We start from the raw sequence: 25,352 nt of genomic DNA, 5'->3' as shown, positions 1-25,352 counted from the left end.
TAGGACGCCCGGCCATGCGGGACGGCGCGCCCCCGCCCGGCGTCGCAGTCAGAACTGAATCCTCGGCGGCTCGGCGATCGCCGCACCGTCGACGACCTCGAAGAACTCCCGCTCGCCGAAACCGAGCCGGCGGGCGAAGAGGTTGTTCGGGAACACCTTGATCTTCGTGTTCAGTTCGCGGACGCCACCGTTGTAGAAGCGGCGCGACGCCTGAATCTTGTCCTCGGTGTCGACGACCGCCTGCTGGAGCTGGAGGAAGTTCTGGCTCGCCTGCAGCTGCGGATAGGCCTCCGCGACGGCGAACAGCGACTTGAGCGCCTGCTGCATGTGGCCCTCGGCCACACCCGCGTCCGCGGGCGTGGACGCCGTGAGCGTCTCGGCACGCGCCTGCGTCACGTTCTCGAAGACCGCCTTCTCGTGAGCGGCGTAGCCCTTGACCGTCTCGATGAGGTTGGGCAGCAGGTCCGCACGGCGCTTGAGCTGCACCGTGATGTCGCTCCACGCCTCATCCACCCTCACAGCCAGGGCGACGAGGGAGTTGTAGGTGGCCCACAGGTAGACGCCGACGATGACGAGGAGGGCGACGACGACGAGGACCGGGATGAGGTATTCCATGAATCTCCGATCGATAGCCTCATCATCCTAACGACGGGGACGTCTCCTGTGCGGACCGCGAGCGTCTGTTCCCAGGCGTTGCACACGGGATGCGGCTTGTAGGGTCGCAGGTGTGACGGGTCTGCAGACGCATCGCTCCCTCCGCCTCGCCCTCGTCGGGATCGTGGTGGCCATCGCGGCATCCGTCCTCTTCCAGATGGCGCAGGACGGTTGGGTGCCGCTCCCCTCGATCAGCGCCTACTTCTACTCCCCCGCCCGAGGCGTGTTCGTCGGCGGCCTCACCGCTGCGGCCGTCGCGCTGCTGGCACTGTCGGGACGCGATGCGGAGTCGATCCTGCTCGACGTCGCCGCCGTCTTCGCCCCGCTCATCGCCATCGTCCCGACCGGCTATCGCGAGAGGGCGTTCGTGCCCGACGACGTCCTGCCGACCGTCCGCAACGGCGTGGGCGTCTACATCGTGATGGTCGCGGCCGCCGTCGTCCTGGGGATCGTGCTCGCCGCCCGGGGTGGGATCGCACGGCGGCGGGTCGTGATCGTCGGGAGCATCGCGGTGGTCACCGCGGCCTCGCTGGGCGTCCTCACGTTCACGCCCGGACTCTCCCGGGGCTTTCCCTTCGCCGGGGGCGTCAACCTGCACCTCGTCGCGACCGTCTGCTTCTTCGCGATGTTCGCCGCCGTTCCGCTCGTCACCGTGTTCGGCGGCGGAGAGCGCCCCGCATCCGTCTACCGGCGGGTGTACACGGCCGTCGCGGTCGTCATGGTGGCGGCGCTCGTCCTGACGATCATCGCCGCGATCCGGCATCCCCAGACCGTCGGAGTGCTCATCGGCGAAGCGATCGCGCTCGGCGCCTTCGCCGTGTTCTGGACGACCCAAACGATCGAACGCTGGCGGGATGCCGATCCCCCCAGCATCCTGGCGGGATGAGACCGTACCCCCACTGGGACTCGAACCCAGACTGAAGCGATTTTAAGTCGCCTGCCTCTGCCGTTGGGCTATGGGGGCCCGTGGCCAGGGTATCCCGGCCGCAACGAGAGCGACCCCCGGCCGGCAGGCGCCGGACGGGGGTCGTTCGAAGGGGTCGATCAGCTGGCGACCGTACCGGTCTTCTCCGCGGCGACCGACTTCGGGTCGATCGGGGGTGTCTCGGGAGCCGCCGGGCGCGGACGCGACGCGAACCGCTCGAAGACCTCGCGCGGGTTCTGCAGCGTCTCGAGCGAGACGTTGTCGCGGCCGAGCCAGAAGTTCTGCCACCAGTCGCCGACGACGCGGAACTTGCGCTCGAAGGTGGGCATGGCCAGGCCGTGGTAGCCGCGGTGCGCGATCCAGGCGAAGAAGCCCTTGACCGCGATCTTGCCGGACTGGAACACGCCGTTGTAGAGACCGAGGCCGGCGACGGCGCCCAGGTTCTTGTGGAAGTACTCCTTGGGCTCCTCGCCCCGCAGCACGGCGACGACGTTCTTCGCGAGCAGCTTGCCCTGGCGGACGGCGTGCTGTGCGTTCGGGACGCAGAAGCCCCCCACACCGCCACCGCTCAGGTCGGGCACTGCCGCGACGTCACCGGCCGCCCAGGCGCCCTCGACGAAGGCCTCGGGCGTTCCGACGCGGAGGTCGGCCCGCGTGTTGATGCGGCCGCGCTCCTCGACGGGGAGGTCGCTGCCGCGGACGACGGTCGGGTTCGCCATGACGCCAGCGGTCCAGATGATGACGTCGGTCGGGATGACCTGGCCGGTGGAGAGCTCGACGTTGCCGTCGACGGCGCCCTTCACCTGGGTGTCGAGGTGCACGTTCGCGCCGCGCTTGGCGAGGTCCTTCAGGACCCACTCGCTCGTCTTGAGCGACACCTCGGGCATGATGCGGCCCATGGCCTCGATGAGGTGGAAGTGGGTCTCCTCGAACGTGATGTTCGGGTAGTTCTTCAGCAGCGCACTGGCGAAGGCGCGCGTCTCGGCGAACACCTCGATGCCCGCGAATCCGCCGCCGACGACGACGACCGTGAGCAGGCGGTCCCGCTCGGGGCCGGCCGGGAGGTTCGCGGCGCGGTCGAAGTTGGTGAGGATGCGGTCGCGGATCGCGACGGCCTCTTCGACGGTCTTCAGCCCGATGGCGTTCTCGGCGATGCCGGGGATCGGGAAGGTGCGGGAGACGGCGCCGGCGGTGACGACGATCTGGTCGTACTGCTCCTGCCAGGGCTCGCCGTCCTCGGGGGTTACCGTGGCGGTCTTGCTCGCGTGGTCGATGCCGGTGATCTTCGCCGTCACGACGCGCGTGCGCTTCAGGTGACGACGGAGGCCGACCACCACGTGGCGGGCTTCGATCTCGCCGGCCGCGACCTCGGGGAGGAACGGCTGGTAGGTCATGTACGGAAGCGGGTCGACGATCGTGACCTCGGCCTCACCCTTGCGGAGGTGCTTCTCGAGCTTCCACGCCGTGTAGAAACCGGCGTAGCCGCCTCCGACGACCAGAATCTTGGGCACAGTGGTAGTCACAGTCGGAAGAACTCCTTGATTCAACGGCTCGGCGGTCGCGGGGTGCGCGCCGATCGGATGCGCCGGGCAGCAGCGGTGACCCCGAGCACGACCAGTATAGTCCCCAGGCTGAGAACGACGAGCGGCACCGTACCGTAGCGCAGCGTGTCACTGCTCGGCAGTAAGGGCGACACGGCATCGCTCCTGGGCTCGGCGGCGGGAAGCGGCGCGACCTCATACGGCGTCGGCGTGGCGCTCGGCGCGGGAGAGGACTCGGCGCGACGGTACAGGCGGATCCAGTCGCGCAGGTCGTCCGCGGGGTTCGCCGAGACCGGGGGGACGGACGCCGTCACCGCTTTGGCGGCGTTGATGAGACCGTATCCGTACAGCGCACTGGGTACCTTCTTCACCCGGTCGGAGGGGGTCGCCGTCTTGATGAGCCTGTTGATGACGTTGCCCGCGCTCAGCTCGGGGTGGGCCGAGCGGACCAGCGCGGCGACACCTGCCACGATCGGAGCGGCGCCGCTCGTCCCGTCCCAGATGACGAGGTCGCCGTTGGCGGAGACTCCCAGCAGTTCCTCGCTGGGGGCGGAGATGCCGATCGTGATGCCCTGAGTGGATGCCGTGTTGCTGGCGCGACCCTCGCGGTCGACACCGCCGACGGTGAGGACGCCCGGGATCGTCGCCGGGGCGCCGACCTCCTCGGTGCCGCTCTCGCGATTGCCCGCGGCGACCACCACGACCACGTCGTGGTCGAACGCGTAGAGGAAGGCGTCATCCCACGCGCGATCCCAGTCGAGGGTGTTCGTGGTGAAGGAGAGGTTGATCACGTCTGCGCCATGGTCGACCGCCCAGCGGATCGCTTCGGCGACCTGGTCGACGAAGGGCACGCTCGCGTTGTCTCCGAAGCCGATGGACAGCGACAGGAGGTCGGCTTCCGGCGCGACCCCCGTCATCCCCTTGTCGGGAGCGGTGCCGCGACCGGCCGCCAGGGACGCGACCCAGCTGCCGTGGTTGCGGTCCTCGTCACCGACGGGGGTGCGACCGTCGGCCGTGCCCACGCCTGAGAAGTCGGCCCCGCCGACGACGGCACCGTCGAGTTCCTTCGGGCCTCGTCCGATGCCGGTGTCGATGACGGCGATCGTCGTCCCGGCGCCCTTGGTCGTCTTCCAGGCGTCGGCGATGCCGTACTCCTTCAGCCAATACTCCATGTTCCGCACCGGGTCTATCGGGGCGGGCGACGGGGACGGCGTCGGTGCGGGCGCGGCGGCGGTCAGGAGGATGGACACCCCTACGACCGCGGCGGCGAGGGCGGCGCGGGCTCCCCTCATCCGGTCGTCCTCGGCGTCGCGCAGGTGCAGCGCTCGGGCGACCAGGTGCCGCGGGCGAGGGCGAGGTCGCCGATCGGGTTGACCCCGGGCCCGGCGGCGAGCGAATGCGCCGCGAGGGCGTGGAGGCACTTGACGCGGGTGGGCATGCCTCCCGCCGACACACCGGAGATCTCCTCGACCGAGCCGTGGACCTCCCGATCGGCGAGGTACGCGGCGTGCGCGGCCGCGTACGCGGTTGCGAGATCGTCATCCGCGGCGAGGTCGTCGTTGAGCTCGCGCATGACCTGCGTGGCCTCCAGCGCCGACATGGCCGCCGTCGCCCCCGGGTGGGTGAGGTAGTAGAAGGTGGGGAACGGCGTGCCGTCGGGGAGCCGCGGCTCGGTGGCCACCACCGTCGGGTTGCCGCAGACGCAGCGCGCCGCGATGCCGATGACACCGCGCATGGGCCGGCCGAGCTGTTCACGCATGGTGTCGTGGTCGGCAGCGGAGGCGGGCGTGAGCGTCGGATGGGGCACCGCTCAAGGGTACCCGGCGTCGCGCGCGGGGGCTGGGCGTCAGCCCGGGGCGACGGTCTTGGCCAGGCCCGCCTCGGTCACCGACCGCAGGAACTGGGTCATCCAGTCGTGCCGGGTCTCCTGCACACTCCCGCTGACGGGGCGCTGCTCGGGCTGGATCGTGTCCGAGGGCAGATCGTCCGCCACGAGGTAGACGACCTCGCCGGGGCGCCGGTAGTACAGCCGCTCGCGCGCCTGCGCGACGATGTACGCCTCGTCACGCCAGCGCTCGCGTTCCGTCTTCAGCTGCGCGATCTCGTCCTGCGTCGCCTTCACGTCGTGCGTCAGCGCGGCGATCTGCTGCCGCTGATCGACGTAGGTGCCGATCGTCGGCACGAGCACGAAGGCCGCCAGGACGACGAGGCCGAGCATGATCCCCATGAACCCCGACATCCGGATGCCGCCGACCCAGTCCCGGACGTCCACGCGACGCGTCGTGGAGCCTGCGTCGCGGGCGCGCCGACCGCGGGAGACACGGGAAGGGGGAGCCGATGGCGTATCCATGGCTCCCCCTTCTCGTGGATGTCGGTGCAGTGCGCTCGCGGGTCAGGCGGTGAAGCGCGGGAACGCGGCGGCGCCGATGAACTCCGCTGCCTCGCCCAGGTCTTCCTCGATGCGCAGAAGCTGATTGTACTTCGCGACGCGCTCGCTCCGAGCGGGCGCGCCCGACTTGATCTGACCCGAGTTCACCGCGACGGCGAGGTCGGCGATGGTGGTGTCCTCGGTCTCGCCGGAGCGGTGCGAGAGCATCGTGGTGTAACCGGCGCGGTGCGCGACATCGATCGCATCGAGCGTCTCGCTGAGCGTGCCGATCTGGTTCACCTTGACGAGGAGCGAGTTGGCCGCTCCCCGCTTGATGCCGTCGGACAGACGCTGCGGGTTGGTGACGAACAGGTCGTCCCCGACGAGCTGCACCTTCTTGCCGAGGCGCTCGGTGAGAGCGGTCCAGTTGTCCCAGTCGTCCTCGGCCAGCGCGTCCTCGATCGTGACGATCGGGAACGAGTCGACGAGGTCGGCGTAGTAGTCGACGAGCTGCTCGGCGGACCAGTCCTTGTTCTCGAGGCGGTAGACGCCGTCGTTGAAGAACTCGGTGGCGGCGACGTCGAGGCCGAGGGCGATCTCGCGCCCGGGGGTGAAGCCGGCCTTCTCGATCGCCTTGACGAGGAAGTCGAGGCCCTCGCGGTTGCTGGGGAGATCGGGGGCGAAGCCACCCTCGTCGCCCAGGCCCGTGGCGTAGCCGGCGGCCTGCAGTTCCTTCTTCAGGACCTGGTAGACCTCGGCGCCCCAGCGGAGCGACTCGGAGAAGCTCTCGGCGCCGATGGGGGCGAGGAAGAACTCCTGCATGTCGATGCCGTTGTCGGCGTGCTCGCCGCCGTTGATGACGTTGAACAGCGGCACGGGCAGGACGCGCGCGTTGGGTCCGCCGAGGTAGCGGTAGAGCGGGAGGTCGGCGCTGTCGGCGGCGGCCTTGGCCACGGCGAGCGAGACGCCGAGGATGGCGTTCGCACCGGTGCGCGACTTGTTCTCGGTGCCGTCGGTCGCGATGAGGATCTCGTCGACGATGCGCTGCTCGCTGGCCTCGACGCCCTCGATGGCGGGTCCCAGCTCGTCGATGACGGCGTTCACGGCCTTGAGGACGCCCTTGCCGCCGTAGCGGCTCTTGTCGCCGTCGCGGAGTTCGTACGCCTCGAAGGCGCCGGTGGACGCGCCGGAGGGGACGGCTGCGCGCTGGACGATGCCGTCGTCGAGCAGAACCTCCACCTCGACGGTCGGGTTGCCGCGCGAATCCAGGATCTCGCGTGCGCCTACTGCCTCGATCAATGCCACGGGGGTTTCTCCTTGCTTGTGGAGGATGGAACGGGAGCGTCGTCGGTCCGTCCTCGAGTCTAGTGAGGCGAGGGATGCCGCACAGGACCGCGCGTCACACGAGGATCGCGATCGCCACGCCGTCCCAGCCCTTGCGGTCGAGGGTCTGGAGCGCCGTCGCCTCGAACCGCGGATCATCGCGGAGAACCGCGAGTCCCGCCCGGACGCCGTCGACCTGGGCCCCGGCATCCGTCTCGACGACATGACCGGAACGCACGACGTTGTCGACGACGACCACCGTCCCGGGGCGACCGAGCCGCGCGGCCCAGTCGAGGTACAGCGCGTTGGATTCCTTGTCGGCGTCGATGAAGACGAGGTCGAAGGGTTCGTCGCCGGCGAGGGTCGGGAGGACGTCCGCACCGCGCCCTTCACGCACCTCGACCCGGTCGGCGACACCGGCGCGAGCCAGGTTGCGGCGCGCGACCTCCGCGTTGTGCGGTTCGGCCTCGATCGTCACGACGCGCCCACCCGCGGGCAGAGCGCGGGCGAGCCAGATCGTGGAGTACGCGCCGAGGGTTCCGACCTCGAGGACGCGCCGGGCACCGGCGATCCGCGCCAGCAGGTGCAGGAGCTTCCCGGTCAGCGGCGCCACCTCGATCTCCGGCATCCCCTCGTCGGCCAGGGAAGCGATCGAGGCGGACAGCGCCTCGTCGGGGGCGACCAGGGTGCCCGTCAGGTACGCGTCGACGTCGTTCCACCGCTCGGCGGTGGGGTCGTGGGGAGAGGGATGCGCCATGCCGCCACTCAATCGCCCCGCCGCCCGGCCGTCAATGCGGCGTAGGCGTTCAGCAGGCCCGCGGCGGTGGCCGCGTCGTCGACGGTGACCGTGAGCGTCTGCCCGTCGTGGCGGTGCACGCGGACGCCCTCACCCGACCGGAGGACGACGCCGCGGCCCTGCGCCGACCGGCGGATGCCCCACCCGCCGAACTCGCCCATGGGCGACACCTGGACGACCTCGGCCGACATGACGTCGTCGATCGGGACATGGACGCGGGGCCATCCGGCGGCCGACACCGCGGTGAGACCTTCGGGGTCGACGCGCACGTGGTAGCGGAGCGTCACGGCGAACAGGACCGCGAGCACGATGACGACGCCGAGCGAGATCCACGACGCCGCGGGGTCCGCCAGGAGCACGACCGGCACCGCCGCGGCGACCCCGATGACGGTGACGACCGAGAGCACGACGACTCCCGCGCGGGCCAGCGAGACGCCCTGCAGCCAGACCACCCGCTCCCCCGGTCGGACGTCCACCTCGGCGGAGGTGCCGCCCGGGGTGGGGCGCCACGGTGCGTGGGGTTGGATCGCCCACCCCACGGCGCCGGCGGCGAGCGCGGCGATCATGACGCCGGGCAGCAGGAGCGGGGGCAGCACCGCGGCGGCATCCGCTCGTCCCGTCTGGATGCCGAGGGTCGCCGCCCCCAGCCCCGCCACGAGCACCGCGATGAAGACCGCCACGGCGCCGAGCAGCCGGTACGAGGAACCGTGATCGCCCCGACGGAGACCACCGACGCCCAGGGCGAAGACCGCCACAGGGATCGCGCCTCCGATGAGAGCGGTGACGAGGGGCATCAGCCAGGACGGCGAGAAGCCGTTGGCCCGCCCGGTCCACCCCCAGTGGGTGGCGATGGTCGGCGGGACCTGCGGCAGCAGGACGAGTTGCACGGCGATCGAGGCGACGACGACGACGACCGGGATCACGAGAGCGACGAGGGTGAACCGGCGGCGGACGACGGTCGGGCGGTCAGTGGTCACGAGCAGCCTCCTTGACGAGGGCGGACAGGGTGTCGGGCGAAACGCCGAGGGATCGTGCGCGGTCGACCAGAGCGGTGATCTCCGCCCCGAGGCCGGCGAGGGCCGCACCGGCAGGGGTCACGACGGCGCCCCTGCCGCGGCGGAGGTCGACGAGCCCTTCGTCGCGGAGATCCTGGTAGGCGTGAAGCACGGTGTGGAGGTTCACCCGGAGCGCGTCGGCCACTTCGCGTGCGGCCGGGAGCCGCTCGCCGTCACTCAACCGGCCGGCGGTGATGTCGGCGCGGAGGGCATCGGCGATCTGCGCGAACAGCGGCACCGAGCTCTGGGGGTCGACACGGATCAACATGCACTAATTATAGCGCAACTATAACTATCAAGATGTTCTCCTCGGTTCGGTACGCTCACGCCGTGTCCTCCCCCGCCCTCGCTCGTCGTCTCGGGCTCGCGGACGCCGTGGTCATCGGTCTCGGCGCGATGATCGGCGCCGGGGTCTTCGCCGCGTTCGTCCCTGCGGCGCAGGCGGCCGGGACGGGACTCCTCGTCGGGCTCGGGATCGCCGCACTCGTCGCCTTCGGCAACGCCACCTCGACGGCGCAGCTCGCGGCGGTGCATCCGACATCCGGCGGCGTCTACGCCTACGGGCGCGCGGAACTCGGACCCTGGTGGGGCTTCATCGCCGGGTGGGGCTTCGTGATCGGGAAGACCGCCAGCTGCGCGGCGATGGCCCTGACGTTCGCCGCCTATGTCGCTCCCGCCGGGTGGGAACGCCCCGTCGCGGCGGGGGCGGCCCTCGCCCTCGGCGCGGTGAACCTCTTCGGCATCACCCGCACCGCTCAGGTGGCACGCATCCTCGTGACCATCGTTCTGCTGGTGCTCGGCGTCACCGCCGTCGCCGGGTTCGCCTCGCCGCCTGCGCAGACGGCGGCGACGGCGTCGGGGTGGTTCGGCCAGGGGTGGTTCGTCTCGGGGCCGCTCGGCATCCTCCAGGCGGCCGGGCTCCTGTTCTTCGCCTTCGCGGGGTACGCCCGCATCGCGACCCTCGGCGAGGAGGTCAGGGACCCCGCGAGGACGATCCCGCGGGCGATCGTCCTCGCCTTCTGCGGCGCACTGGTCGTGTACGCCGTGATCGGCGTCGCCGCCCTCCGCGTCCTCGGCCCGGACGGCCTCGCCGCCGCGAGCGCACCCCTCGTCGACGTCGTCCGCGCCGCAGGATGGGATGCCGCCGCCCCGATCGTCCGCGTCGGTGCGGCCGCGGCATCCCTCGGCGCCCTGCTCGCCCTCATCGCCGGGATCGGACGGACCTCGTTCGCGATGGCCCGGGAGGGCGACCTGCCGCGGTTGCTCGCGGCGGTCGACCCGCGGTGGCACGTGCCGCGGAACGCCGAGATCGCCGTCGTCGCGGTGGTCGTGGCCGTCGTCCTGCTCGGCGACGTCCGAGGGGCGATCGGCTTCTCGTCGTTCGGCGTCCTGACGTATTACCTCGTCGCGAACATCGCGGCCTTCCGACAGCGGGGCGGAGCGCGGCGCTACCCGCGCATCCTGCAGGTCCTGGGCGGGGCCGGATGCGTCGCGCTCGTGGTCACCCTGCCATGGCCGTCTGTCCCCGTCGGGATCGCCGTGCTGGTGGTGGGACTGGGATATCGGATGCTGCGCCTTCGACGCCGGGCTGCCTGAGGGCGTCCCTCACGACCGGGACGAGCGCCTCCGCCGTCCGGCGATATCCGAGGGCGCTCGGGTGGAAGCGATCCAGGCTGAACATGCCGTCGGGGTCGATGCGGAAGAAGGGTCCGACGGCCCGTCGCAGGGACACGACCCCCGCCCCCTCCGCGCGGGCACGGTCTGCCTGCGCCGCAGCGAGCTGCTGCGACGCGCGCGACCCGATCGTCCGCAGCGGCTGCGGCACGGCACGGAGCGCGCCGAGGTCGGGGCAGGTTCCCACGACCACCGCCGCGCCCGTCCTCCGGAGGCGGCGGACGGCATCGGCGAGGTGTCCGGTCGCCACCGGCACCGGCACGCGGTGCGTGACGTCGTTGCCGCCCACGACGATCACGGCGACGTCGGCGCGGTAGTCCTTGGGGAGCGAGGCGAGCTGCCCGGCGAGGTCGGCCGATTCGGCGCCGACCACGGCGGCCGTCCGCAGTCGGACGGGACGGTCGAGCTCGCCGGCGAGGCCCTTCGCGAGTCGGCCGCCGAGCGTCTCCTTGCGGTGCTGGGCCCCGAGCCCGGCAGCGATGGAGTCGCCGAGGAGCAGGAGGTCGACCGGCTCACCGCCCAGGCCCGGCCGCCACACGCGGTCGGCCTCGGGCGGAGCGTCGCCGAGCGGCTTGCCGATGCGCCGCCGGGCGATCGCGGCTTGCCGCGCCAAGCCGGCACGGGCGCCCAGCAGCAGTGCGCCGGCGACCCCTCCGGCGGAGGCGATCAGGGTGAGTCGGGCCGGAACCCGCGTCGATCGTGGCACCCGCTGAGCACACACCCCGACGGTGAACGTCGCACGACGTCCCGGTGACGAGTCGGGGACGTCAGGCGCTTCCCGGTGAGCGCAGCGTGTCGATGGCGCCGGCGATCCGCTTCTCGCGGGTCTCCGCCTTCTTCGCCTCGACGACGGAGCGCACCATCTCCTTCCGGCGCGACGGCGCCAGGGCGTCGAAGGCGGCGCGGACCTGCGGCTCGGCATCCAGAGCGCGTTCCAGGTCTTCCGGGACCTCGACGGCACGATCCTCGCCGTCGAGGTCGATCTGCGCATCGACCTCGTCGCCGATCTCGACGCCGAGCTCGGCGCGCGCGGCCTTCGACATGCCGATGAGGTTTCGCCCGCCCATGACGCTCAGCCGCAGGCGTGCACGTCGCCCCCCGATCGTGACGACGACCGCGGCGCGCTTGCCGCCGCCGAGGTCCTCGACCTGCTCGTCGGTCAGTTCGATCGCGGTCGCGGGCCCGTTCTTCGGCAACACCGTGCGGACGTGGAGGGTCATGGCCGCACGCTAGCAGCGCGGACCCGCCGTGTCACCCGAGGGGGCGCGTCTCGAGCGCCGACGATTCGGCGCCGGCCGATACGGTCGCGAACGACGTGTAGCCGTCGGCCGCGGAGCGCTCCAGCAGACCCTTGAGGTTCTTCGTGCGCTGCTCGAGGCGCACGCGGGCACCCTGCGAGACGAAGAAGGCCTTGTGGGTCGCCAGTTCCACGAGCGGGACGTCGCGATCGGCGATGAGGACGACGGCAGCGGATGCCGCATCCTCGGCCGCTCCCACGAGATCGACGATCCGCTCGAAGCCGATCGAGAACCCGACAGCGGGCACGTCCTGCCCGAGGAAGCGTCCGATCATGCCGTCGTAGCGACCACCGCCGCCGAGCGAGTACGACACCGACGGGTGCGCGAGCTCGTAGATCGTGCCGGTGTAATACCCCATGCCGCGCACGAGGAACGGGTCGAAGCGCAACGGCACGTCCGTCTCGCCGCGGGCGGCGGCGACGGCCTCGCCGATGCCGACCAGGTGCGCGACCACGTCATCGGGGACCCCGGCGGGCAGCGCCTTGCGGATCTGCGCCTCGCCGAACGGGAGGTACTCGCGAGTCTGCGGGCGGGTCAGGAACGCCTCCAGGGCGGCGACGGCGGGCTCGTCCGCGCCCCGGCCGCGGAGCTCGGCGACGACGCCCTCGGCACCGACTTTGTCGAGCTTGTCGATCGTGATGAGGACACCCGCGCGGTCGGCGTCGGCGAAACCGAAGACCGCCAGCATCGCGTCGAGCGCTCGGCGGTCGTTGATCCGGATCGTGCCGCCCTCGAGGCCGAGCGCATCGAGGACGTCGAGGCTCGCGGTGAGGAGCTCCACCTCGGCGCGCGGCGTCGCGTCGCCCATGATGTCGATGTCGCACTGCACGAACTGGCGGTAGCGACCCTTCTGGGGGCGTTCCGCACGCCAGACGGGCGCGATCTGGATCGCGCGGAACACCGACGGGAGCTGAGCCCGGTTGGTCGCGTAGAAGCGCGCGAGCGGCACGGTCAGGTCGTAGCGCAGACCGAGGTCGGACAGCGCCGCCGGGTCGCCCGCGGCATCCCGGATCGCGTCGGCGTCGAGACCGCGGCGGAGGACGTTGAACGCGAGCTTCTCGTTGTCGCCGCCGATCCCCGCGTGCAGACGCTCGTAGTCCTCGACGACGGGCGTCTCGATCTCGTCGAACCCGTGGGCGCGGTAGCGGTCACGGATGACGGCCAGGACGCGCTCGCGGCGGGCCTTGTCGGCGGGGAGGAAGTCGCGCATACCGCGCGGCGGGTTCACGGAGGGCACGGGTCCATTCTTCCAGACCGCGACGAGACGTCAGGAGGACTCGGCCGCACGCACCGCGTCGGCGAGGGTGCGCAGGCGCTGCCGCAGGGCGCGCTCGGCATCCCATCCCTCCGAACGGGCGAAAGCCACGAGGGCGAGGAGCGCGTCACCGAGCTCGGCTTCGCTCGCGAGCGCCGCCGGGGCCGGGGCGGGGATCACGTCCACCTGCGCCGCCTTCCCCAGCATCTTCTGGGCGAGCGCGAGCGACGGCATGTGCGTCGACACCCCGTCGAGCACGCTCGTGCGCGTCTTCTTCTCGGCGGCCTTCGCGGCGTTCCAGTGGACGAGGACCTCCTCGGGCGTGGTGGCGATCGCGTCGCCGAACACGTGCGGGTGCCGGCGGATCATCTTCTCGGCGAGCGCGTCCGCGACGTCGTCGATGTCGAAGGGGTCACTCTCATCCCGGGACGCGATCTCGGCGTGGAAGAGCACCTGCCAGAGCAGGTCGCCGAGCTCCTCCTTGAGGTCGTCGCGCGTTCCCGTCTCGACGGCGTCGACGAGCTCGGCCGCCTCCTCCTGCAGGTACGGGACGAGGTCGTCGTGGCCGATCCGCTGCGTCCAGACGCACCGGTCGCGGACGGCGTGCATCGTCAGAGCGGCGCGGCGCAGGCCGTTCGATGCGGGCAGGGAGTCTGGCATGACCGCAACGATACGAGGGATGCCGGGCCGCGGCATCCGTGCACCGCCCGACGTACCCTGGTCCGATGACTTCCCCCGTCTCCACGGTGCCTGCGGTCGGCGGGACCCGCGTCTCGATGTTCACGCTCTCCACGTTCGTCGTGGGATCGATGATCGGCGCCGGGGTCTTCTCGCTCCCCTCGACCTTCGCCGAGTCGACCGGTGTCGCCGGCGCGCTCATCTCGTGGGCGATCGCGGGAAGCGGGATGCTGATGCTCGCCCTCGTCTTCCACCGGTTGGCGCTCCGCCGTCCCGACCTCGACGCCGGGATCTTCAGCTACGCGAAGGCCGGTTTCGGCAACTACCTCGGCTTCTTCGCGGCGTTCGGTTACTGGGCGAGTGCATGCGTCGGCAACGTCTTCTACTGGGTGTTCATCACCTCCACCCTCGGCGGCGTCTTCCCCGCCCTCGGCGAGGGCAACACGGTCCTCGCCGTGGCGGTCTCCTCGGTCGGCATCTGGCTGTTCTTCCTGCTCATCCGCCGCGGTGTACGGCAGGCGGCCTCGCTCAACCGCATCGTGACTGTCGCGAAGGTCCTGCCGATCGTCGTCTTCGTCGTGCTCTGCCTGACGGTGTTCGACCCCGCCGTCTTCGCCGCGAACTGGGGCGGCAGCGACATGACCGGTCTCGGCGAGCAGATCCGGGCGACGATGCTCGTCACGGTGTTCGTCTTCATCGGCATCGAGGGCGCGAGCGTCAACTCCCGCCACGCCCGCCGTCGCAGCGACGTCGGGCGGGCGACCGTCCTCGGGTTCCTGAGCGTCCTCGCCGTCTTCGCCTCCGTGACGATCGTGTCGTACGGCATCCTGCCCCGCAGCGATCTCGCCGGGCTGCGGCAACCTTCGATGGGTGGCGTGCTCGAGCAGGCGGTCGGCGGCTGGGGCGCGGTCTTCGTCGCCGTGGCGCTCATCGTCGCCGTGCTCGGCGCCTATCTCGCATGGACGCTGATGGCCGCCGAGGTCCTCCTGTCGGCGGCGCAGGCCGGCGATCTGCCGGCCTTCCTGCGCCGCACGAACCGGAACGACACGCCCATCGGCGCGCTGACCCTCTCGACCGTGCTCGCGCAGGTGATGCTCGTCGTCGTCCTGTTCGCGCAGAACGCGTTCGACGCCGCGCTCGAGCTCACGAGCGCGCTCGTCCTCATCCCGTTCTTCCTCTCGGCGGCCTACGGGCTGAAGCTCGCGATCCAGGACGGTGCGTCCCGCCGTGCGGGCGAACTCATCGTCTCCGCCGCCGCGACGCTCTACACGGCCTACCTGCTCTGGGCGGCCGGGCTCACCTACCTGCTGCTGTGCCTCGTCATCATCGTGCCGGGCACCGTCCTGTACGTGATCGGGCGTCGCGAGCAGAAGGCCCGCGTCTTCACCCCCGTCGAGCTCGGGCTGTTCGTCCTCGCCGCGGCCGGAGCGGTGATCGCCGTCATCCTCATCGCCACCGGGGCGATCTCGATCTGATCCGACCGCGGGTCGGCGTCGTGCGCCGTCATGGTGTCAGGAAGCCCCGAGAACCCCCGCTAGCGTGAGACGGTGCACGAACTCACGAACACCGAAGCGATCGACCTCGTCGGACGGTACGAGGCCGAGCAGAAGATCCCCGAACAGATGCGCGCCGACGTGCGCGTCCTCGGCTCGCTCCTGGGCCGCGTGCTCCGTGAGAGCGGCTCGCCGGGCCTGTTCGAGGATGTCGAGCGCCTGCGCATCGCCACGATCCAGGCCTACACCGACGACACCCCCGAGGCGTTCGCGCGGGCGGCCGCCATCGCCGACTCGTACACGCTCGAGCGGGCGGAGGAGGTCGCGCGGGCCTTCACCTGCTACTTCCACCTCGTGAACCTCGCCGAGGAGCACCAGCGCGTCCGCATCCTCCGCGAGCGCGGCGGCCGCGTCGAGGAGAAGGACGCGAGCGACTCGATCACCGCCGCCTACCGGAGCCTCGCCGAGGAGATCGGTGAGGATGCCGCCCGCGAGCGCCTGCAGGGTCTCCGCTTCCACCCGGTCTTCACGGCGCACCCGACCGAGGCCCGTCGCCGCGCGGTCTCCTCCAGCATCCGGCGTCTCGCCGAGCTCCTCGCCGACCGCGACACGACCGACGCCGACAGCGCTGACCGCCGCCGCGCGGAGCGTCGCATGCTCGAAGAGGTCGACACGCTGTGGCGGACCGCGCCGCTGCGCTCCGAGAAGCCGTCGCCGACCGACGAGGTCCGTTCGGTCATGGGCGTCTTCGACGAGACCCTCTACACCGCGATCCCGCACGTGTACCGCCGCGTCGACGACGCGCTGCAGGGCGAGGATGCCGGGGCCCGCCCGCCCCTCGTCCGCCCGTTCGTGCGCATCGGCTCGTGGGTCGGCGGCGACCGCGACGGCAACCCGTTCGTGACGGCGAAGACGACCCGCAAGGCCGCCGCCATCGCGAGCGAGCACGTGCTGCTGGGGCTCGAGCGGACGGCGGGCCGCGTCGGACGCACCCTGACCCTGGACGCGACGTCGACCCCGCCGACGCCCGCCGTCCGGGCGCTGTGGCAGAAGCTCAAGGACGCCGATGAAGACGCCGCGGCCGAGATCGCCAAGCGCTCCCCCAACGAGCCGTACCGCCGCATCCTGCTGCTGCTCGCCCGCAAGATCGCGGCGACCCGTACCCGGAACGCCGACCTCGCCTACGCCGACCCGGAGCACCTGCTCGCGGACCTGCGCACGGTGCAGGACGCGCTCGTCCAGGCCGGCGCGCCCCGCCAGGCCTACGGCCACCTGCAGCAGCTGATCTGGCAGGTCGAGACGTTCGGCTTCCACCTGGCCGAGCTCGAGGTGCGTCAGCACTCCGCCGTGCACGCGAAGGTCCTCGCCGAGCTCGAGCAGGGCGGGTCCGACCGGTCGGAGCTGGCCGAAGAGGTGCTCGAGGTCTTCCGCACGATCGCGTTCCTGCAGGAGCGCTACGGCCCCCGCGCCGCGGGACGCTACATCGTCTCCTTCACCCGCTCGGCCGACGACCTCGCCGCCGTGCACACGCTCGCGCGGCACGCCGTCGGCCCCGACGGCACTCCCCCGGTGCTCGACGTGATCCCGCTGTTCGAGACGTTCGCGGACCTGCAGGCGGCCCCCGGCATCCTGGCGGAGATCGTGGAGCACCCGCAGTTCGTGTCGCGCCTCGCGGCGACGGGACGGCGCCTCGAGGTCATGCTCGGGTACTCCGACTCGTCGAAGGACGTGGGGCCCGTCGCCGCGAACCTCGCGCTGTACGAGGCTCAGGCCGAGATCTCGGCGTGGGCGGTCGCACAGGGCATCGAGCTCACCCTCTTCCACGGTCGCGGTGGTGCCCTCGGGCGCGGTGGCGGCCCCGCGAACTCCGCGATCCTGGCGCAGCCGCCGCACTCCGTCGACGGCCGGTTCAAGCTGACCGAGCAGGGCGAGGTCATCTTCGCCCGCTACGGCGACCGCTCGATCGCGATGCGCCACATCGACCAGGTCGCCGGGGCGATGCTCATGGCGTCGGCACCGTCGATCGAGGAGCGCAACCGGTCGGCCGCCGAACGATACGCCGACGTGGCCCGGATCATGGACGCGGCATCCCGTGAACGGTTCTTCTCACTCGTCAAGGCGCCCGGCTTCGCGCCGTGGTTCGCCCAGGTCACGCCGATGGAGGAGATCGGGCTGCTCGCGCTCGGGTCCCGGCCCGCGCGCCGCGGCCTGTCGGTCGAGTCCCTCGAGGACCTCCGCGCCATCCCGTGGGTGTTCGCATGGACGCAGGCGCGCATCAACCTCGCCGGCTGGTTCGGCCTCGGCACGGCGCTCGACGCCGTGGGCGACGAGGATGCGCTCCGCGAGGCGTACGAGCAGTGGCCGCTGTTCCGCACCCTCATCGACAACGTCGCCATGAGCCTCGCCAAGACCGACGACCGCATCGCGCGGCACTACCTCGAGCTCGGTGACCGCGACGACCTCGCGGCGCTCGTGCGCGACGAGATGGCCCTCACGCGCGCCTGGGTCGTGAAGCTCACCGGCGGGACCGAACTCCTCTCCAACCGTCCGGTCCTCGGCCGCGCGGTGAAGATGCGGAGCCCGTACGTCGACGCCCTGTCCCTCCTGCAGCTGCGGGCGCTCCGCGGCCTGCGCGACGCGGCGGGCGGCGAGGTCGACCCCGATCTGCAGCGTCTGCTGCTGCTCTCGGTGTCGGGGGTCGCCGCCGGCCTGCAGAACACCGGCTGACCCCCCCTGCGATCGACGAACGCCCCGCTCCGACACGTCGTCGGGCGGGGCGTCTCGTTTTAGGCCGTGGCGTCGTCGGCCGGCAGCGGGAAGATCTGGTCGAGCAGCGTGCTCGTCCAGGCGACGAGGTCGGCATCGGCCAGAGCCTCTCCCCCGGCGGTCGGCAGCGGGACGACCATGGCCTCGCCGCCCGAGACGACCTTCGACTTCGGGTGCAGGCGCTGCAGGCGCACACGGATCGAGTCCGCGAGGTGCGCCGGCGCGATCCGGAGGTTCGGTCCCATCGCCACGACGTCGGACAGCCCCGACTGCGCGGCACGGCGACGCAGTCGTGCGATCGCGATCAGGCCGTCGACCTCTGCGGGCGGCGTACCGTAGCGGTCGCGGAGCTCCTCGAGGACGAGGTCGATCGCGTCGGCCGTAGCCGTGACGGATGCCGCCGCGGACAGCTTCTGGTAGGCCTCCAGACGCAGCCGCTCGCTGTCGATGTACGACTCGGGGATGCGCGCCTGAACGGGCAGCTCGAGGCGCAGCTCGGTGGGGCCCTCGGTGTCCTCGCCGCGGAATGTCGCGACCGCCTCTCCGATCATGCGGAGGTAGAGGTCGAATCCGACGCCGGCGATGTGGCCGGCCTGTTCCGCCCCGAGCAGGTTTCCCGCGCCGCGGATCTCGAGGTCTTTGAGCGCCACCTGCATGCCGGAGCCGAGGTCGTTGTTGACGGCGATCGTCTCCAGTCGGTCGGCGGCGGTCTCGCTGAGCGGCTTGTTCTCGTCGTACAGGAAGTACGCGTAGGCACGCTCGCGGGCACGACCGACGCGGCCGCGCAGCTGGTGCAGCTGGGAGAGGCCGTACTTGTCGGCGCGGTCGATGATCATCGTGTTCGCGTTGGCGATGTCGAGACCGGTCTCGATGATCGTGGTCGACACGAGCACGTCCGCCCGGCGCTCCCAGAAGTCGTCGACGACCTGCTCGAGCGCGTGCTCACCCATCTGACCGTGGGCGACGGCGATGCGCGCCTCGGGCACGAGCTCCGCCAGCTGCGCGGCCACCCGCTGGATCGAGGAGACCCGGTTGTGCACGAAGAACACCTGTCCCTCGCGCAGCAGCTCGCGTCGGATCGCTGCGGCGATCTGCTTGTCGCTGCGGGGCCCCACGTAGGTGAGGATCGGATGCCGCTCCTCCGGCGGCGTCGCCAGCGTCGACATCTCGCGGATGCCGGTGACCGCCATCTCGAGCGTGCGCGGGATCGGGGTCGCGCTCATCGCGAGGATGTCGACGTTGGTCTTGAGCTTCTTGAGGGAGTCCTTGTGCTCGACGCCGAAGCGCTGCTCCTCGTCGATGATCATGAGGCCGAGGTCTTTGAAGGCGACCTTCTCGGTGAGGATGCGGTGCGTCCCGATGACCATGTCGATCGTGCCGTCGGCGAGCCCGGCGAGGGTGTCCTTGGCCTCCTTCGCCGTCTGGAACCGCGAGAGCGGACGAACCTTGACGGGGAATCCGGCGAAGCGCTCGGAGAACGTCTCGAGGTGCTGCTTGGCGAGGAGTGTCGTCGGCACCAGCATCGCGACCTGCTTGCCCTCCTGGATCGCCTTGAAGGCGGCGCGGACGGCGACCTCGGTCTTGCCGAAGCCGACGTCGCCCGAGAGCAGGCGGTCCATCGGGATCGGCTTCTCCATGTCGGCCTTGATCTCGTCGATCGTCTGGAGCTGATCCGGCGTCTCGGCGAACGGGAAGGCCTCCTCGAGCTCGCGCTGCCAGGGCGTGTCGGGACCGAACGCGTAGCCCTTCGACGACATCCGCGCCGAGTAGAGCTTGACGAGCTCGACGGCGATGTCGCGGACGGCCTTGCGGGCCTTGCCCTTGGCCGCAGCCCAGTCCGACCCGCCCATCTTCGAGAGCTGCGGCGCCTCGCCGCCGACGTACCGCGAGAGCAGGTCGAGCTGATCGGTGGGGACGTACAGCTTGTCGCCGGGGTGCCCGCGCTTGGAGGGCGCGTACTCGAGGACTAGGTACTCGCGCTTGCTCTTCACGGCGTTCCGCCCGCCCGACGACACCTCGCGCTGGACGAGTTCGACGAACCGGCCGATGCCGTGGGTGGAGTGGACGACGTGGTCGCCCGGTGTCAGCTGGAGCGGGTCGACGACGTTGCGCCGACGCGAGGCGAGCTTCTTCACGACGCGGTTGTCGCCGCCGATCGTCCGACCGTAGAAGTCGCTCTCGGTGAACACGGCCAGCTTCGCGTCGGCGAAGAGGAACCCGGCCTCGAGCGTCGCGACGGTCGACACGGCGATCCCCGCGTCGGGGACCTCGGTGATCGCCTCGGCGGTCCGCGCCGCGAGACCGCGCTCGGACAGGACGTCGCGCGAACGGTCGACGAGCCCCGCACCCGAGGCGGCGACGACGACGCGCCAGCCGGCACCGAGGAGGTTGCCGATGTGCTCGCTCGCCCCCTCGACGTTGCCCTGGAACGACGGGACGGCGGTCGCGGGGATCCGGACCGCGGCATCCGCACGTTCGACGAGGCCTTCCTCGGCCGCATCCGCCGCACCGGAGTCGAAGGTGCTGAGGCTCCACCAGACGCCGCCGCGGGCCGATGCCGCCTCGCGCAGCTCGGGCAAGGTCAGGAAGTCCCCCGCTCCGAGGTCGACGGGGCTGTCGGCTCCCGCCGTCGCGGCGCTCCAGGCGGCCTCGAGGAACTCGCGGTTCGTCTCGGAGAGGGTCATCGCGCGGGTCACGGCACGCTCGGGGTCGACGACCGCGACGGCGGCACCCTCGGGGAGGTAGTCCACGAGCGGCAGGACGGCGTCGGCGACGGCGGGGAGGAGCGATTCCATGCCCTCGACGGGGATGCCCTCGCTCATCTTCTCGAGCATGGTGCCGAGCCCCGGCATCCGATCCCGAAGGCCCGCAGCCCGCTCGCGCACGGCGTCGGTGAGGAGGAGTTCGCGACTCGGGAGCAGGGTCACGTCGCGCACGTCACCCGGCAGCGAGCGCTGGTCGGCGACCGAGAACGCACGGATCTGGTCGATCTCGTCGCCGAAGAAGTCGACGCGGTACGGGTGATCGGCGACAGGGGGGAAGACGTCGAGGATGCCGCCGCGCACGGCGAACTCGCCGCGGCGCGAGACCATGTCGACCCGGTGGTAGGCGAGGTCGACGAGGCGGTGGACGATGTCGTCGAGCTCGAGGCCGCGCGAGCCGAGCTCGAGCCGGACGACACCGGCATCCGTCAGTCCCGCCGCGATCGGTTGCAGCGCCCCGCGGACGGATGCCGTGACCACGAGGGGCGTGCGGCCGTCCCAGTCCGCCGCCTCTCGGAGGACGCTGAGGCGCCGGCCGACCGTCTCGGCGCTGGGGCTCAACCGCTCGTGCGGCAGCGTCTCCCATGCGGGCAGGTGCCGGACGGCGGCGTCGGGGAGGAGGCACTGCACGGCGGCGCCGATGCTCTCGGCGCGGCGCCCGGTGGGTGCCACGAGGAGCAGCACGGGAGGCCGACCCGACGCCACGCGGCGTTCGAGCAGCGCGGCCAGGAGCGGGGCATCGAGGCCCGTCACCGCCGAGAAGTCGACATCCGAGTCGGCGCCGTCGAGGGCCTCCCGGAAGCTGTCAGCCTGTTCGAGGGCGCGCACGATCCCGGGAATTGTCACCGGGGAAGTCTACGCGGCGCATCGGACATCGGATCCGCCGCGGTCGAGGCGACTTAGGCGCGCGGTGCGTGGTGCCGCTGCTGCGCGGCGAGCAGGCCTTCGTCGACGAGTTGCTCGACGGCATCCGCCGCATCCCCGATGGCGATGGGGAGGTTGGGCCGCTCGACGGCACCGAACGGGTCGAGCACCCAGTCCGCCGGATCCTGACGTCCGGGCGGGCGACCGATGCCGACGCGGACGCGCGGGAAGTCGGGGGTGCCGAGGGCCTTCGCGACGTCCCGGACGCCGTTGTGGCCGCCGTGCCCGCCGCCGACCTTGAGCTTGAGCGAGTCGAACGGGATGTCGAGCTCGTCGTGGACGACGACGACGCGCTCCGGGGGCACGGAGTAGAACGCCGCGAGCGCCGACACCGGACCGCCCGAGACGTTCATGAACGAGTTCGGTTTGGCCAGCACGAGCTTCGCCGCCCCCGGACGCAGCCATGTCTCGGCCACCCGCGCGTTCGCCTTGTGCGACCGCAGGGACTCGGAGCGTCGCCGCGCGAGCTCGTCGATCACCATCTGCCCGACGTTGTGACGGGTCGCCTCGTAGCGGAGTCCCGGGTTGCCGAGTCCCACGATCAGCCAGGTGTCGGCCATGGAGAGTCCTTCCGACGACGAAGCCCGTCGCAGCGGATGCGGCGACGGGCTTCGAACGGTGATGTCTTACTCGGCGGATTCCTCGGCGGGAGCCTCGTCGGACGATGCCTCGGCACCCTCCTCGGACTCCTCCGCCTCGTCCTCGACCGGAGCCGGCGGCAGGGCGACACCGACGATGAGCGTCTCGGGGTCGGTCACCAGAACCGCACCACGGGGCAGCGTCAGGTCGGCGGCGGTGACGTGCGCACCGTCCTCGAGGCCCTCGACCGAGACCTCGACGTTCTGCGGGATGTGGGTGGCCTCGACCTCGAGCGTCACCGTGGTGTTCTCGAGGTTCGCGATGGTGCCGGGGAACGGCTCGCCGGTCACCGAGACGGGGATGTCGACCTCGATCTTCTCGCCCTTCTTCACGACGAGGAGGTCGATGTGCTCGATGATCTGGTGCACGGGGTCCTTCTGAACGTCCTTGACCAGCGTGAGCTGCTGCTTGCCGTCGATCTCGAGCTCGAGCAGCGCGTTGGCGCGGCGGATGAGCAGCGCGACCTGGTGGCCGGGCAGCGCGACGTGGACGGGGTCCGTGCCGTGGCCGTAGATGACGGCGGGGATCTTGCCTGCAGCGCGCAGACGACGGGCGAAGCCCTTGCCGAACTGCTCGCGCAGCTCAGCGACGACCTTGGTGTCGGTCTCGGTCACCATGAGTGTTCTCCTTGCGGGCCTTCTCGGCCCAGTCGATCGGGGCCGGTACGGCCTCGTCTGTCGTCGGGGCCGATGCGGCCCAGACATGGTCTGTGGTTCGACTCGAACGCGTGCGCGTGAGGAAAGCCGCGAAGCCTGCTTCACCGCGTCGATCACGGATGCCGTGCATCCCTCGCCGAAGTTCGAACCGAGTCTACCAGCGCGGTGGATACGATGGAACGTCAGTCCCCCACGCCCGGAACACGGAGGAACCCATGGACTACGGATGGATGTCGCACGCACTGCTCTGGTTCGTCGGAGCTCTGAGCACCGTGACCGCCGTCTGCGTCGTCGGCGCCTTCTTCTCCCTCGGCCGCAGCTACAAGGACTGACCCCGTCACACGAGACTCCCCCTCCGGGCCAGCGGATACAGTGACCGGGAGGGGCTTCGCCGGTTCCGGCATCAACCCCTGATCCGCTCACACCTCACGCAGACCTGGAGCTACGCATGTCGTCGTCCCCCTCTTCCACCGGACACTCCAACGACCAGGAGCAGGCTCCTCACGAAGCCACCCGGCAGCACGAAGGGGCTCCGCAGCCCGAAGAGGTCGACCGTCCCACGCACCCCGAGGCGTCCGCCACGGGCAGCGACTCCGGTGAAGCCAACATCGGCGTCGTCGGTCTCGCGGTCATGGGCTCCAACCTCGCCCGCAACCTCGCGTCGCGCGAGGGCAACACGGTCGCCGTCTTCAACCGTTCGCGCTCGAAGACCGACGAGCTGATCGAGGCCCACCCCGAGGCCGAGTTCGTCCCCGCCTTCACCTACGAGGAGTTCGCCGCGTCGCTGCAGAAGCCGCGCACCGCGATCATCATGGTCAAGGCCGGAAAGCCGACCGATGCCGTCATCGACGAGCTCATGCGTGTGTTCGAGCCTGGCGACATCATCATCGACGGCGGCAACAGCCTGTTCACCGACACCATCCGTCGCGAGAAGGCGGTCTCCGAGGCGGGCTACAACTTCGTCGGCATGGGTGTCTCGGGCGGCGAGGAGGGCGCGCTGAACGGCCCGTCCCTCATGCCCGGCGGTCCCGACGAGGCGTGGGTCACGCTCGGCCCGATCCTGAAGTCGATCGCCGCGGTCGCCGAGGGCGAGCCCTGCGTCACCCACATCGGCCACGACGGCGCCGGCCACTTCGTGAAGATGGTGCACAACGGCATCGAGTACGCCGACATGCAGCTCATCGCCGAGGCGTACGACCTCATCCGCCGCGGCACCGGCAAGACGCCCGCCGAGATCGCCGACGTCTTCGAGGAGTGGAACCGCGGCGAGCTCGAGTCCTACCTGATCGAGATCACCGCCGAGGTTCTCCGCCAGACGGATGCCACCACCGGCAAGCCCCTCGTCGACGTCATCGTCGACCAGGCCGGCGCCAAGGGCACCGGCGCGTGGACGGTGCAGACCGCCCTCGACCTCGGCGTCCCCGTCTCCGGCATCGCCGAGGCCACCTTCGCCCGGTCGCTGTCGAGCCACCGCGAGCAGCGCGACGTCGCCGGCGAGCTCCCCGGCCCCTCCTCCGAGGACTTCACCGTCCCCGACGCGGACGCCTTCATCGAGCAGGTCCGGCTCGCCCTCTACGCCTCGAAGATCGTCGCGTACAGCCAGGGCTTCGACGAGATCCGCGCCGGTGCCGCCCAGTACGGCTGGAACATCGACCTCGGAGCGGTCAGCAAGATCTGGCGTGGCGGCTGCATCATCCGCGCCCAGTTCCTCAACCGCATCGCCGACGCGTACGACGAGCAGGCCGATCTCCCCGTCCTGCTGACGGCGCCCTACTTCGTCGAGGCGCTCGGCCGCACCCAGGATGCCTGGCGCGAGATCGTGCGCGTGTCGGCGGCCGCCGGCATCCCGGCTCCCGCCTTCAGCTCGTCGCTGGCGTACTACGACGGCCTGCGCGCCGACCGCCTGCCGGCCGCCCTCATCCAGGGTCAGCGCGACTTCTTCGGCGCGCACACCTACAAGCGCATCGACAAGGACGGCACCTTCCACACCCTGTGGTCGGCTGACCGGACCGAGGTCGAGGCCGAGGACACCCACTGAGCCGCAGCGATACGGCGCTGCGGGTCCACCGCGTCGCCGCGCGCGTCGTCCTCGCGATCCTCACGGGTCTCTACGCCTGGATGGTCGCGTGGATGACGCTGCGCGCGGCCCCGTACGGCTCCGACATCGCCTCGGGTCTCAACCGGCTCCTGGCGTGGTTCGCCGAGCGGCCGTCGACCGCGTGGATCACGTTCGACCGCGTCGAGTTCGGTGCCAACGTGGCCATGTTCGTCCCGCTCGGGGTGATCGCGGTGCTGTGGTTCGGCGTGCGCGGCTGGTGGGCCGCTCCCCTCATCGGCGCGCTCGCGAGCGCGACGATCGAGACGCTCCAGGCTCTCCTGCTCGATGCGCGCGTGGCGGACGTGCGCGACATCATCGCGAACACCCTCGGGTCGGTCATCGGAATGTGCCTCATGCTGCTGCTCGCTTTCCTCCTCTCGCCGCCGAACCCGCGTCGGTACGAGGAATCCCGAGCGTGACCGAAGCGAAGGCATAGCCCGCTCATAG

22 protein-coding genes and 1 tRNA gene are annotated in these 25,352 nt (G+C 71.0%); 6 read left to right on the top strand and 17 right to left on the bottom strand.

Annotated features, from left to right (window positions below; genetic code table 11):
- Window positions 1-48: 48 nt before the first annotated feature.
- Complete coding sequence (locus Q9S78_RS09735; protein ID WP_018188338.1) at window positions 49-615, bottom strand: LemA family protein; 567 nt, start codon at window positions 613-615, stop codon at window positions 49-51.
- Between the two features lie 112 nt (window positions 616-727).
- On the opposite strand from Q9S78_RS09735, the gene Q9S78_RS09730 reads away from it, so the two are divergent.
- Complete coding sequence (locus Q9S78_RS09730) at window positions 728-1,540, top strand: hypothetical protein (RefSeq protein ID WP_311857090.1); 813 nt, start codon at window positions 728-730, stop codon at window positions 1,538-1,540.
- 5 nt (window positions 1,541-1,545) lie between these two features.
- On the opposite strand, the gene Q9S78_RS09725 is transcribed toward Q9S78_RS09730, so the two are convergent.
- The 9 genes from Q9S78_RS09725 to Q9S78_RS09685 form a co-directional block, all read right to left on the bottom strand.
- Window positions 1,546-1,618 (bottom strand) — tRNA-Leu (locus tag Q9S78_RS09725).
- An 80-nt stretch (window positions 1,619-1,698) separates the two neighbouring features.
- Window positions 1,699-3,090 (bottom strand): NAD(P)/FAD-dependent oxidoreductase, encoded by a 1,392-nt coding sequence (locus Q9S78_RS09720; protein ID WP_018188340.1) that lies wholly within the window; start codon window positions 3,088-3,090, stop codon window positions 1,699-1,701.
- Between the two features lie 32 nt (window positions 3,091-3,122).
- Window positions 3,123-4,412 carry a S8 family serine peptidase gene (locus Q9S78_RS09715; RefSeq protein WP_311870108.1) on the bottom strand — a complete coding sequence of 430 codons (1,290 nt, stop codon included), beginning with the start codon at window positions 4,410-4,412 and terminating at the stop codon, window positions 3,123-3,125.
- Window positions 4,409-4,879, bottom strand: a complete 471-nt coding sequence (locus tag Q9S78_RS09710) for a DUF501 domain-containing protein (RefSeq protein ID WP_040570636.1) — start codon at window positions 4,877-4,879, stop codon at window positions 4,409-4,411. The genes Q9S78_RS09715 and Q9S78_RS09710 overlap by 4 nt, the downstream gene beginning before the upstream one ends.
- Window positions 4,880-4,966: 87 nt before the next feature.
- Complete coding sequence (locus Q9S78_RS09705) at window positions 4,967-5,470, bottom strand: FtsB family cell division protein (RefSeq protein ID WP_311870107.1); 504 nt, start codon at window positions 5,468-5,470, stop codon at window positions 4,967-4,969.
- Between the two features lie 42 nt (window positions 5,471-5,512).
- A complete protein-coding gene (gene eno, locus Q9S78_RS09700; RefSeq protein WP_018188344.1) occupies window positions 5,513-6,793 on the bottom strand; it encodes a phosphopyruvate hydratase in 1,281 nt (426 codons plus the stop codon).
- Window positions 6,794-6,887: 94 nt separating this feature from the next.
- The gene (locus Q9S78_RS09695) at window positions 6,888-7,568 is read right to left on the bottom strand and encodes an O-methyltransferase (RefSeq protein WP_311857092.1); all 681 of its coding nucleotides are present in this window, start codon (window positions 7,566-7,568) and stop codon (window positions 6,888-6,890) included.
- A gap of 8 nt (window positions 7,569-7,576) precedes the next feature.
- The gene (locus Q9S78_RS09690) at window positions 7,577-8,584 is read right to left on the bottom strand and encodes a DUF1648 domain-containing protein (RefSeq protein WP_311857094.1); all 1,008 of its coding nucleotides are present in this window, start codon (window positions 8,582-8,584) and stop codon (window positions 7,577-7,579) included.
- Window positions 8,574-8,930 (bottom strand): GntR family transcriptional regulator, encoded by a 357-nt coding sequence (locus Q9S78_RS09685; protein ID WP_018188347.1) that lies wholly within the window; start codon window positions 8,928-8,930, stop codon window positions 8,574-8,576. The genes Q9S78_RS09690 and Q9S78_RS09685 overlap by 11 nt, the downstream gene beginning before the upstream one ends.
- Window positions 8,931-8,962: 32 nt before the next feature.
- Between Q9S78_RS09685 and Q9S78_RS09680 the strand changes: the two genes are divergently transcribed.
- A complete protein-coding gene (locus Q9S78_RS09680) occupies window positions 8,963-10,258 on the top strand; it encodes an APC family permease (protein WP_311870106.1) in 1,296 nt (431 codons plus the stop codon).
- Here the strand turns inward: Q9S78_RS09680 and Q9S78_RS09675 are convergent.
- From Q9S78_RS09675 to Q9S78_RS09660, 4 genes are all read right to left on the bottom strand, one after another.
- Window positions 10,164-11,042 (bottom strand): SGNH/GDSL hydrolase family protein, encoded by an 879-nt coding sequence (locus tag Q9S78_RS09675; protein ID WP_311857096.1) that lies wholly within the window; start codon window positions 11,040-11,042, stop codon window positions 10,164-10,166. The two genes, Q9S78_RS09680 and Q9S78_RS09675, sit on opposite strands and share 95 nt — an antisense overlap.
- A 61-nt stretch (window positions 11,043-11,103) precedes the next feature.
- On the bottom strand, window positions 11,104-11,556 hold the full coding sequence (locus Q9S78_RS09670; protein WP_020097053.1) for a YdeI/OmpD-associated family protein: 453 nt from the start codon (window positions 11,554-11,556) through the stop codon (window positions 11,104-11,106).
- Between the two features lie 31 nt (window positions 11,557-11,587).
- Complete coding sequence (locus Q9S78_RS09665) at window positions 11,588-12,844, bottom strand: histidine--tRNA ligase (RefSeq protein ID WP_311870700.1); 1,257 nt, start codon at window positions 12,842-12,844, stop codon at window positions 11,588-11,590.
- Window positions 12,845-12,901: 57 nt separating this feature from the next.
- Window positions 12,902-13,549: a nucleoside triphosphate pyrophosphohydrolase gene (locus tag Q9S78_RS09660; RefSeq protein ID WP_020097051.1), complete on the bottom strand. Its 648-nt coding sequence runs from the start codon at window positions 13,547-13,549 to the stop codon at window positions 12,902-12,904.
- Window positions 13,550-13,614: 65 nt separating this feature from the next.
- Here Q9S78_RS09660 and Q9S78_RS09655 point away from each other — a divergent pair, with 65 nt between their 5' ends.
- Together Q9S78_RS09655 and Q9S78_RS09650 are read left to right on the top strand one after the other, a co-directional pair.
- Window positions 13,615-15,042 carry a basic amino acid/polyamine antiporter gene (locus Q9S78_RS09655; RefSeq protein ID WP_311870105.1) on the top strand — a complete coding sequence of 476 codons (1,428 nt, stop codon included), beginning with the start codon at window positions 13,615-13,617 and terminating at the stop codon, window positions 15,040-15,042.
- A gap of 72 nt (window positions 15,043-15,114) precedes the next feature.
- A complete protein-coding gene (locus Q9S78_RS09650; RefSeq protein ID WP_311870104.1) occupies window positions 15,115-17,787 on the top strand; it encodes a phosphoenolpyruvate carboxylase in 2,673 nt (890 codons plus the stop codon).
- A 59-nt stretch (window positions 17,788-17,846) separates the two neighbouring features.
- Here Q9S78_RS09650 and mfd read toward each other — a convergent pair whose 3' ends face one another.
- The 3 genes from mfd to Q9S78_RS09635 all read right to left on the bottom strand — a co-directional run bounded on the left by mfd (window position 17,847) and on the right by Q9S78_RS09635 (window position 22,768).
- A complete protein-coding gene (gene mfd / locus Q9S78_RS09645) occupies window positions 17,847-21,434 on the bottom strand; it encodes a transcription-repair coupling factor (RefSeq protein ID WP_311857104.1) in 3,588 nt (1,195 codons plus the stop codon).
- Window positions 21,435-21,487: 53 nt separating this feature from the next.
- Window positions 21,488-22,072 carry an aminoacyl-tRNA hydrolase gene (pth, locus tag Q9S78_RS09640; protein WP_311870103.1) on the bottom strand — a complete coding sequence of 195 codons (585 nt, stop codon included), beginning with the start codon at window positions 22,070-22,072 and terminating at the stop codon, window positions 21,488-21,490.
- Between the two features lie 66 nt (window positions 22,073-22,138).
- Window positions 22,139-22,768 (bottom strand): 50S ribosomal protein L25/general stress protein Ctc, encoded by a 630-nt coding sequence (locus Q9S78_RS09635; protein ID WP_020097047.1) that lies wholly within the window; start codon window positions 22,766-22,768, stop codon window positions 22,139-22,141.
- A 487-nt stretch (window positions 22,769-23,255) separates the two neighbouring features.
- Between Q9S78_RS09635 and gnd the strand changes: the two genes are divergently transcribed.
- Both gnd and Q9S78_RS09625 read left to right on the top strand, forming a co-directional pair.
- Complete coding sequence (gene gnd / locus Q9S78_RS09630) at window positions 23,256-24,845, top strand: NADP-dependent phosphogluconate dehydrogenase (protein ID WP_311870102.1); 1,590 nt, start codon at window positions 23,256-23,258, stop codon at window positions 24,843-24,845.
- An 80-nt stretch (window positions 24,846-24,925) separates the two neighbouring features.
- The gene (locus tag Q9S78_RS09625) at window positions 24,926-25,324 is read left to right on the top strand and encodes a VanZ family protein (protein ID WP_081626473.1); all 399 of its coding nucleotides are present in this window, start codon (window positions 24,926-24,928) and stop codon (window positions 25,322-25,324) included.
- The last annotated feature ends 28 nt before the right edge of the window (window positions 25,325-25,352 follow it).

The organism is Microbacterium aquilitoris (genome assembly GCF_031932285.1).
GTDB lineage: Bacteria > Actinomycetota > Actinomycetes > Actinomycetales > Microbacteriaceae > Microbacterium > Microbacterium aquilitoris.
This window is presented reverse-complemented; position numbering and strand designations above follow the sequence as displayed.

Excerpts from the sequence above, each read along its gene's own strand:
- Q9S78_RS09735 (WP_018188338.1), bottom strand. The coding sequence starts at position 615 with ATGGAATACCTCATCCCGGTCCTCGTCGTCGTCGCCCTCCTCGTCATC.
- Q9S78_RS09715 (WP_311870108.1), bottom strand. The coding sequence starts at position 4,412 with ATGAGGGGAGCCCGCGCCGCCCTCGCCGCCGCGGTCGTAGGGGTGTCC.
- Q9S78_RS09710 (WP_040570636.1), bottom strand. The coding sequence starts at position 4,879 with ATGCGTGAACAGCTCGGCCGGCCCATGCGCGGTGTCATCGGCATCGCG.
- Q9S78_RS09705 (WP_311870107.1), bottom strand. The coding sequence starts at position 5,470 with ATGGATACGCCATCGGCTCCCCCTTCCCGTGTCTCCCGCGGTCGGCGC.
- Q9S78_RS09695 (WP_311857092.1), bottom strand. The coding sequence starts at position 7,568 with ATGGCGCATCCCTCTCCCCACGACCCCACCGCCGAGCGGTGGAACGAC.
- Q9S78_RS09685 (WP_018188347.1), bottom strand. The coding sequence starts at position 8,930 with ATGTTGATCCGTGTCGACCCCCAGAGCTCGGTGCCGCTGTTCGCGCAG.
- Q9S78_RS09680 (WP_311870106.1), top strand. The coding sequence starts at position 8,963 with ATGTTCTCCTCGGTTCGGTACGCTCACGCCGTGTCCTCCCCCGCCCTC.
- Q9S78_RS09670 (WP_020097053.1), bottom strand. The coding sequence starts at position 11,556 with ATGACCCTCCACGTCCGCACGGTGTTGCCGAAGAACGGGCCCGCGACC.
- Q9S78_RS09665 (WP_311870700.1), bottom strand. The coding sequence starts at position 12,844 with ATGCGCGACTTCCTCCCCGCCGACAAGGCCCGCCGCGAGCGCGTCCTG.
- Q9S78_RS09660 (WP_020097051.1), bottom strand. The coding sequence starts at position 13,549 with ATGCCAGACTCCCTGCCCGCATCGAACGGCCTGCGCCGCGCCGCTCTG.
- Q9S78_RS09655 (WP_311870105.1), top strand. The coding sequence starts at position 13,615 with ATGACTTCCCCCGTCTCCACGGTGCCTGCGGTCGGCGGGACCCGCGTC.
- pth (WP_311870103.1), bottom strand. The coding sequence starts at position 22,072 with ATGGCCGACACCTGGCTGATCGTGGGACTCGGCAACCCGGGACTCCGC.
- Q9S78_RS09635 (WP_020097047.1), bottom strand. The coding sequence starts at position 22,768 with ATGGTGACCGAGACCGACACCAAGGTCGTCGCTGAGCTGCGCGAGCAG.
- gnd (WP_311870102.1), top strand. The coding sequence starts at position 23,256 with ATGTCGTCGTCCCCCTCTTCCACCGGACACTCCAACGACCAGGAGCAG.
- Q9S78_RS09625 (WP_081626473.1), top strand. The coding sequence starts at position 24,926 with ATGGTCGCGTGGATGACGCTGCGCGCGGCCCCGTACGGCTCCGACATC.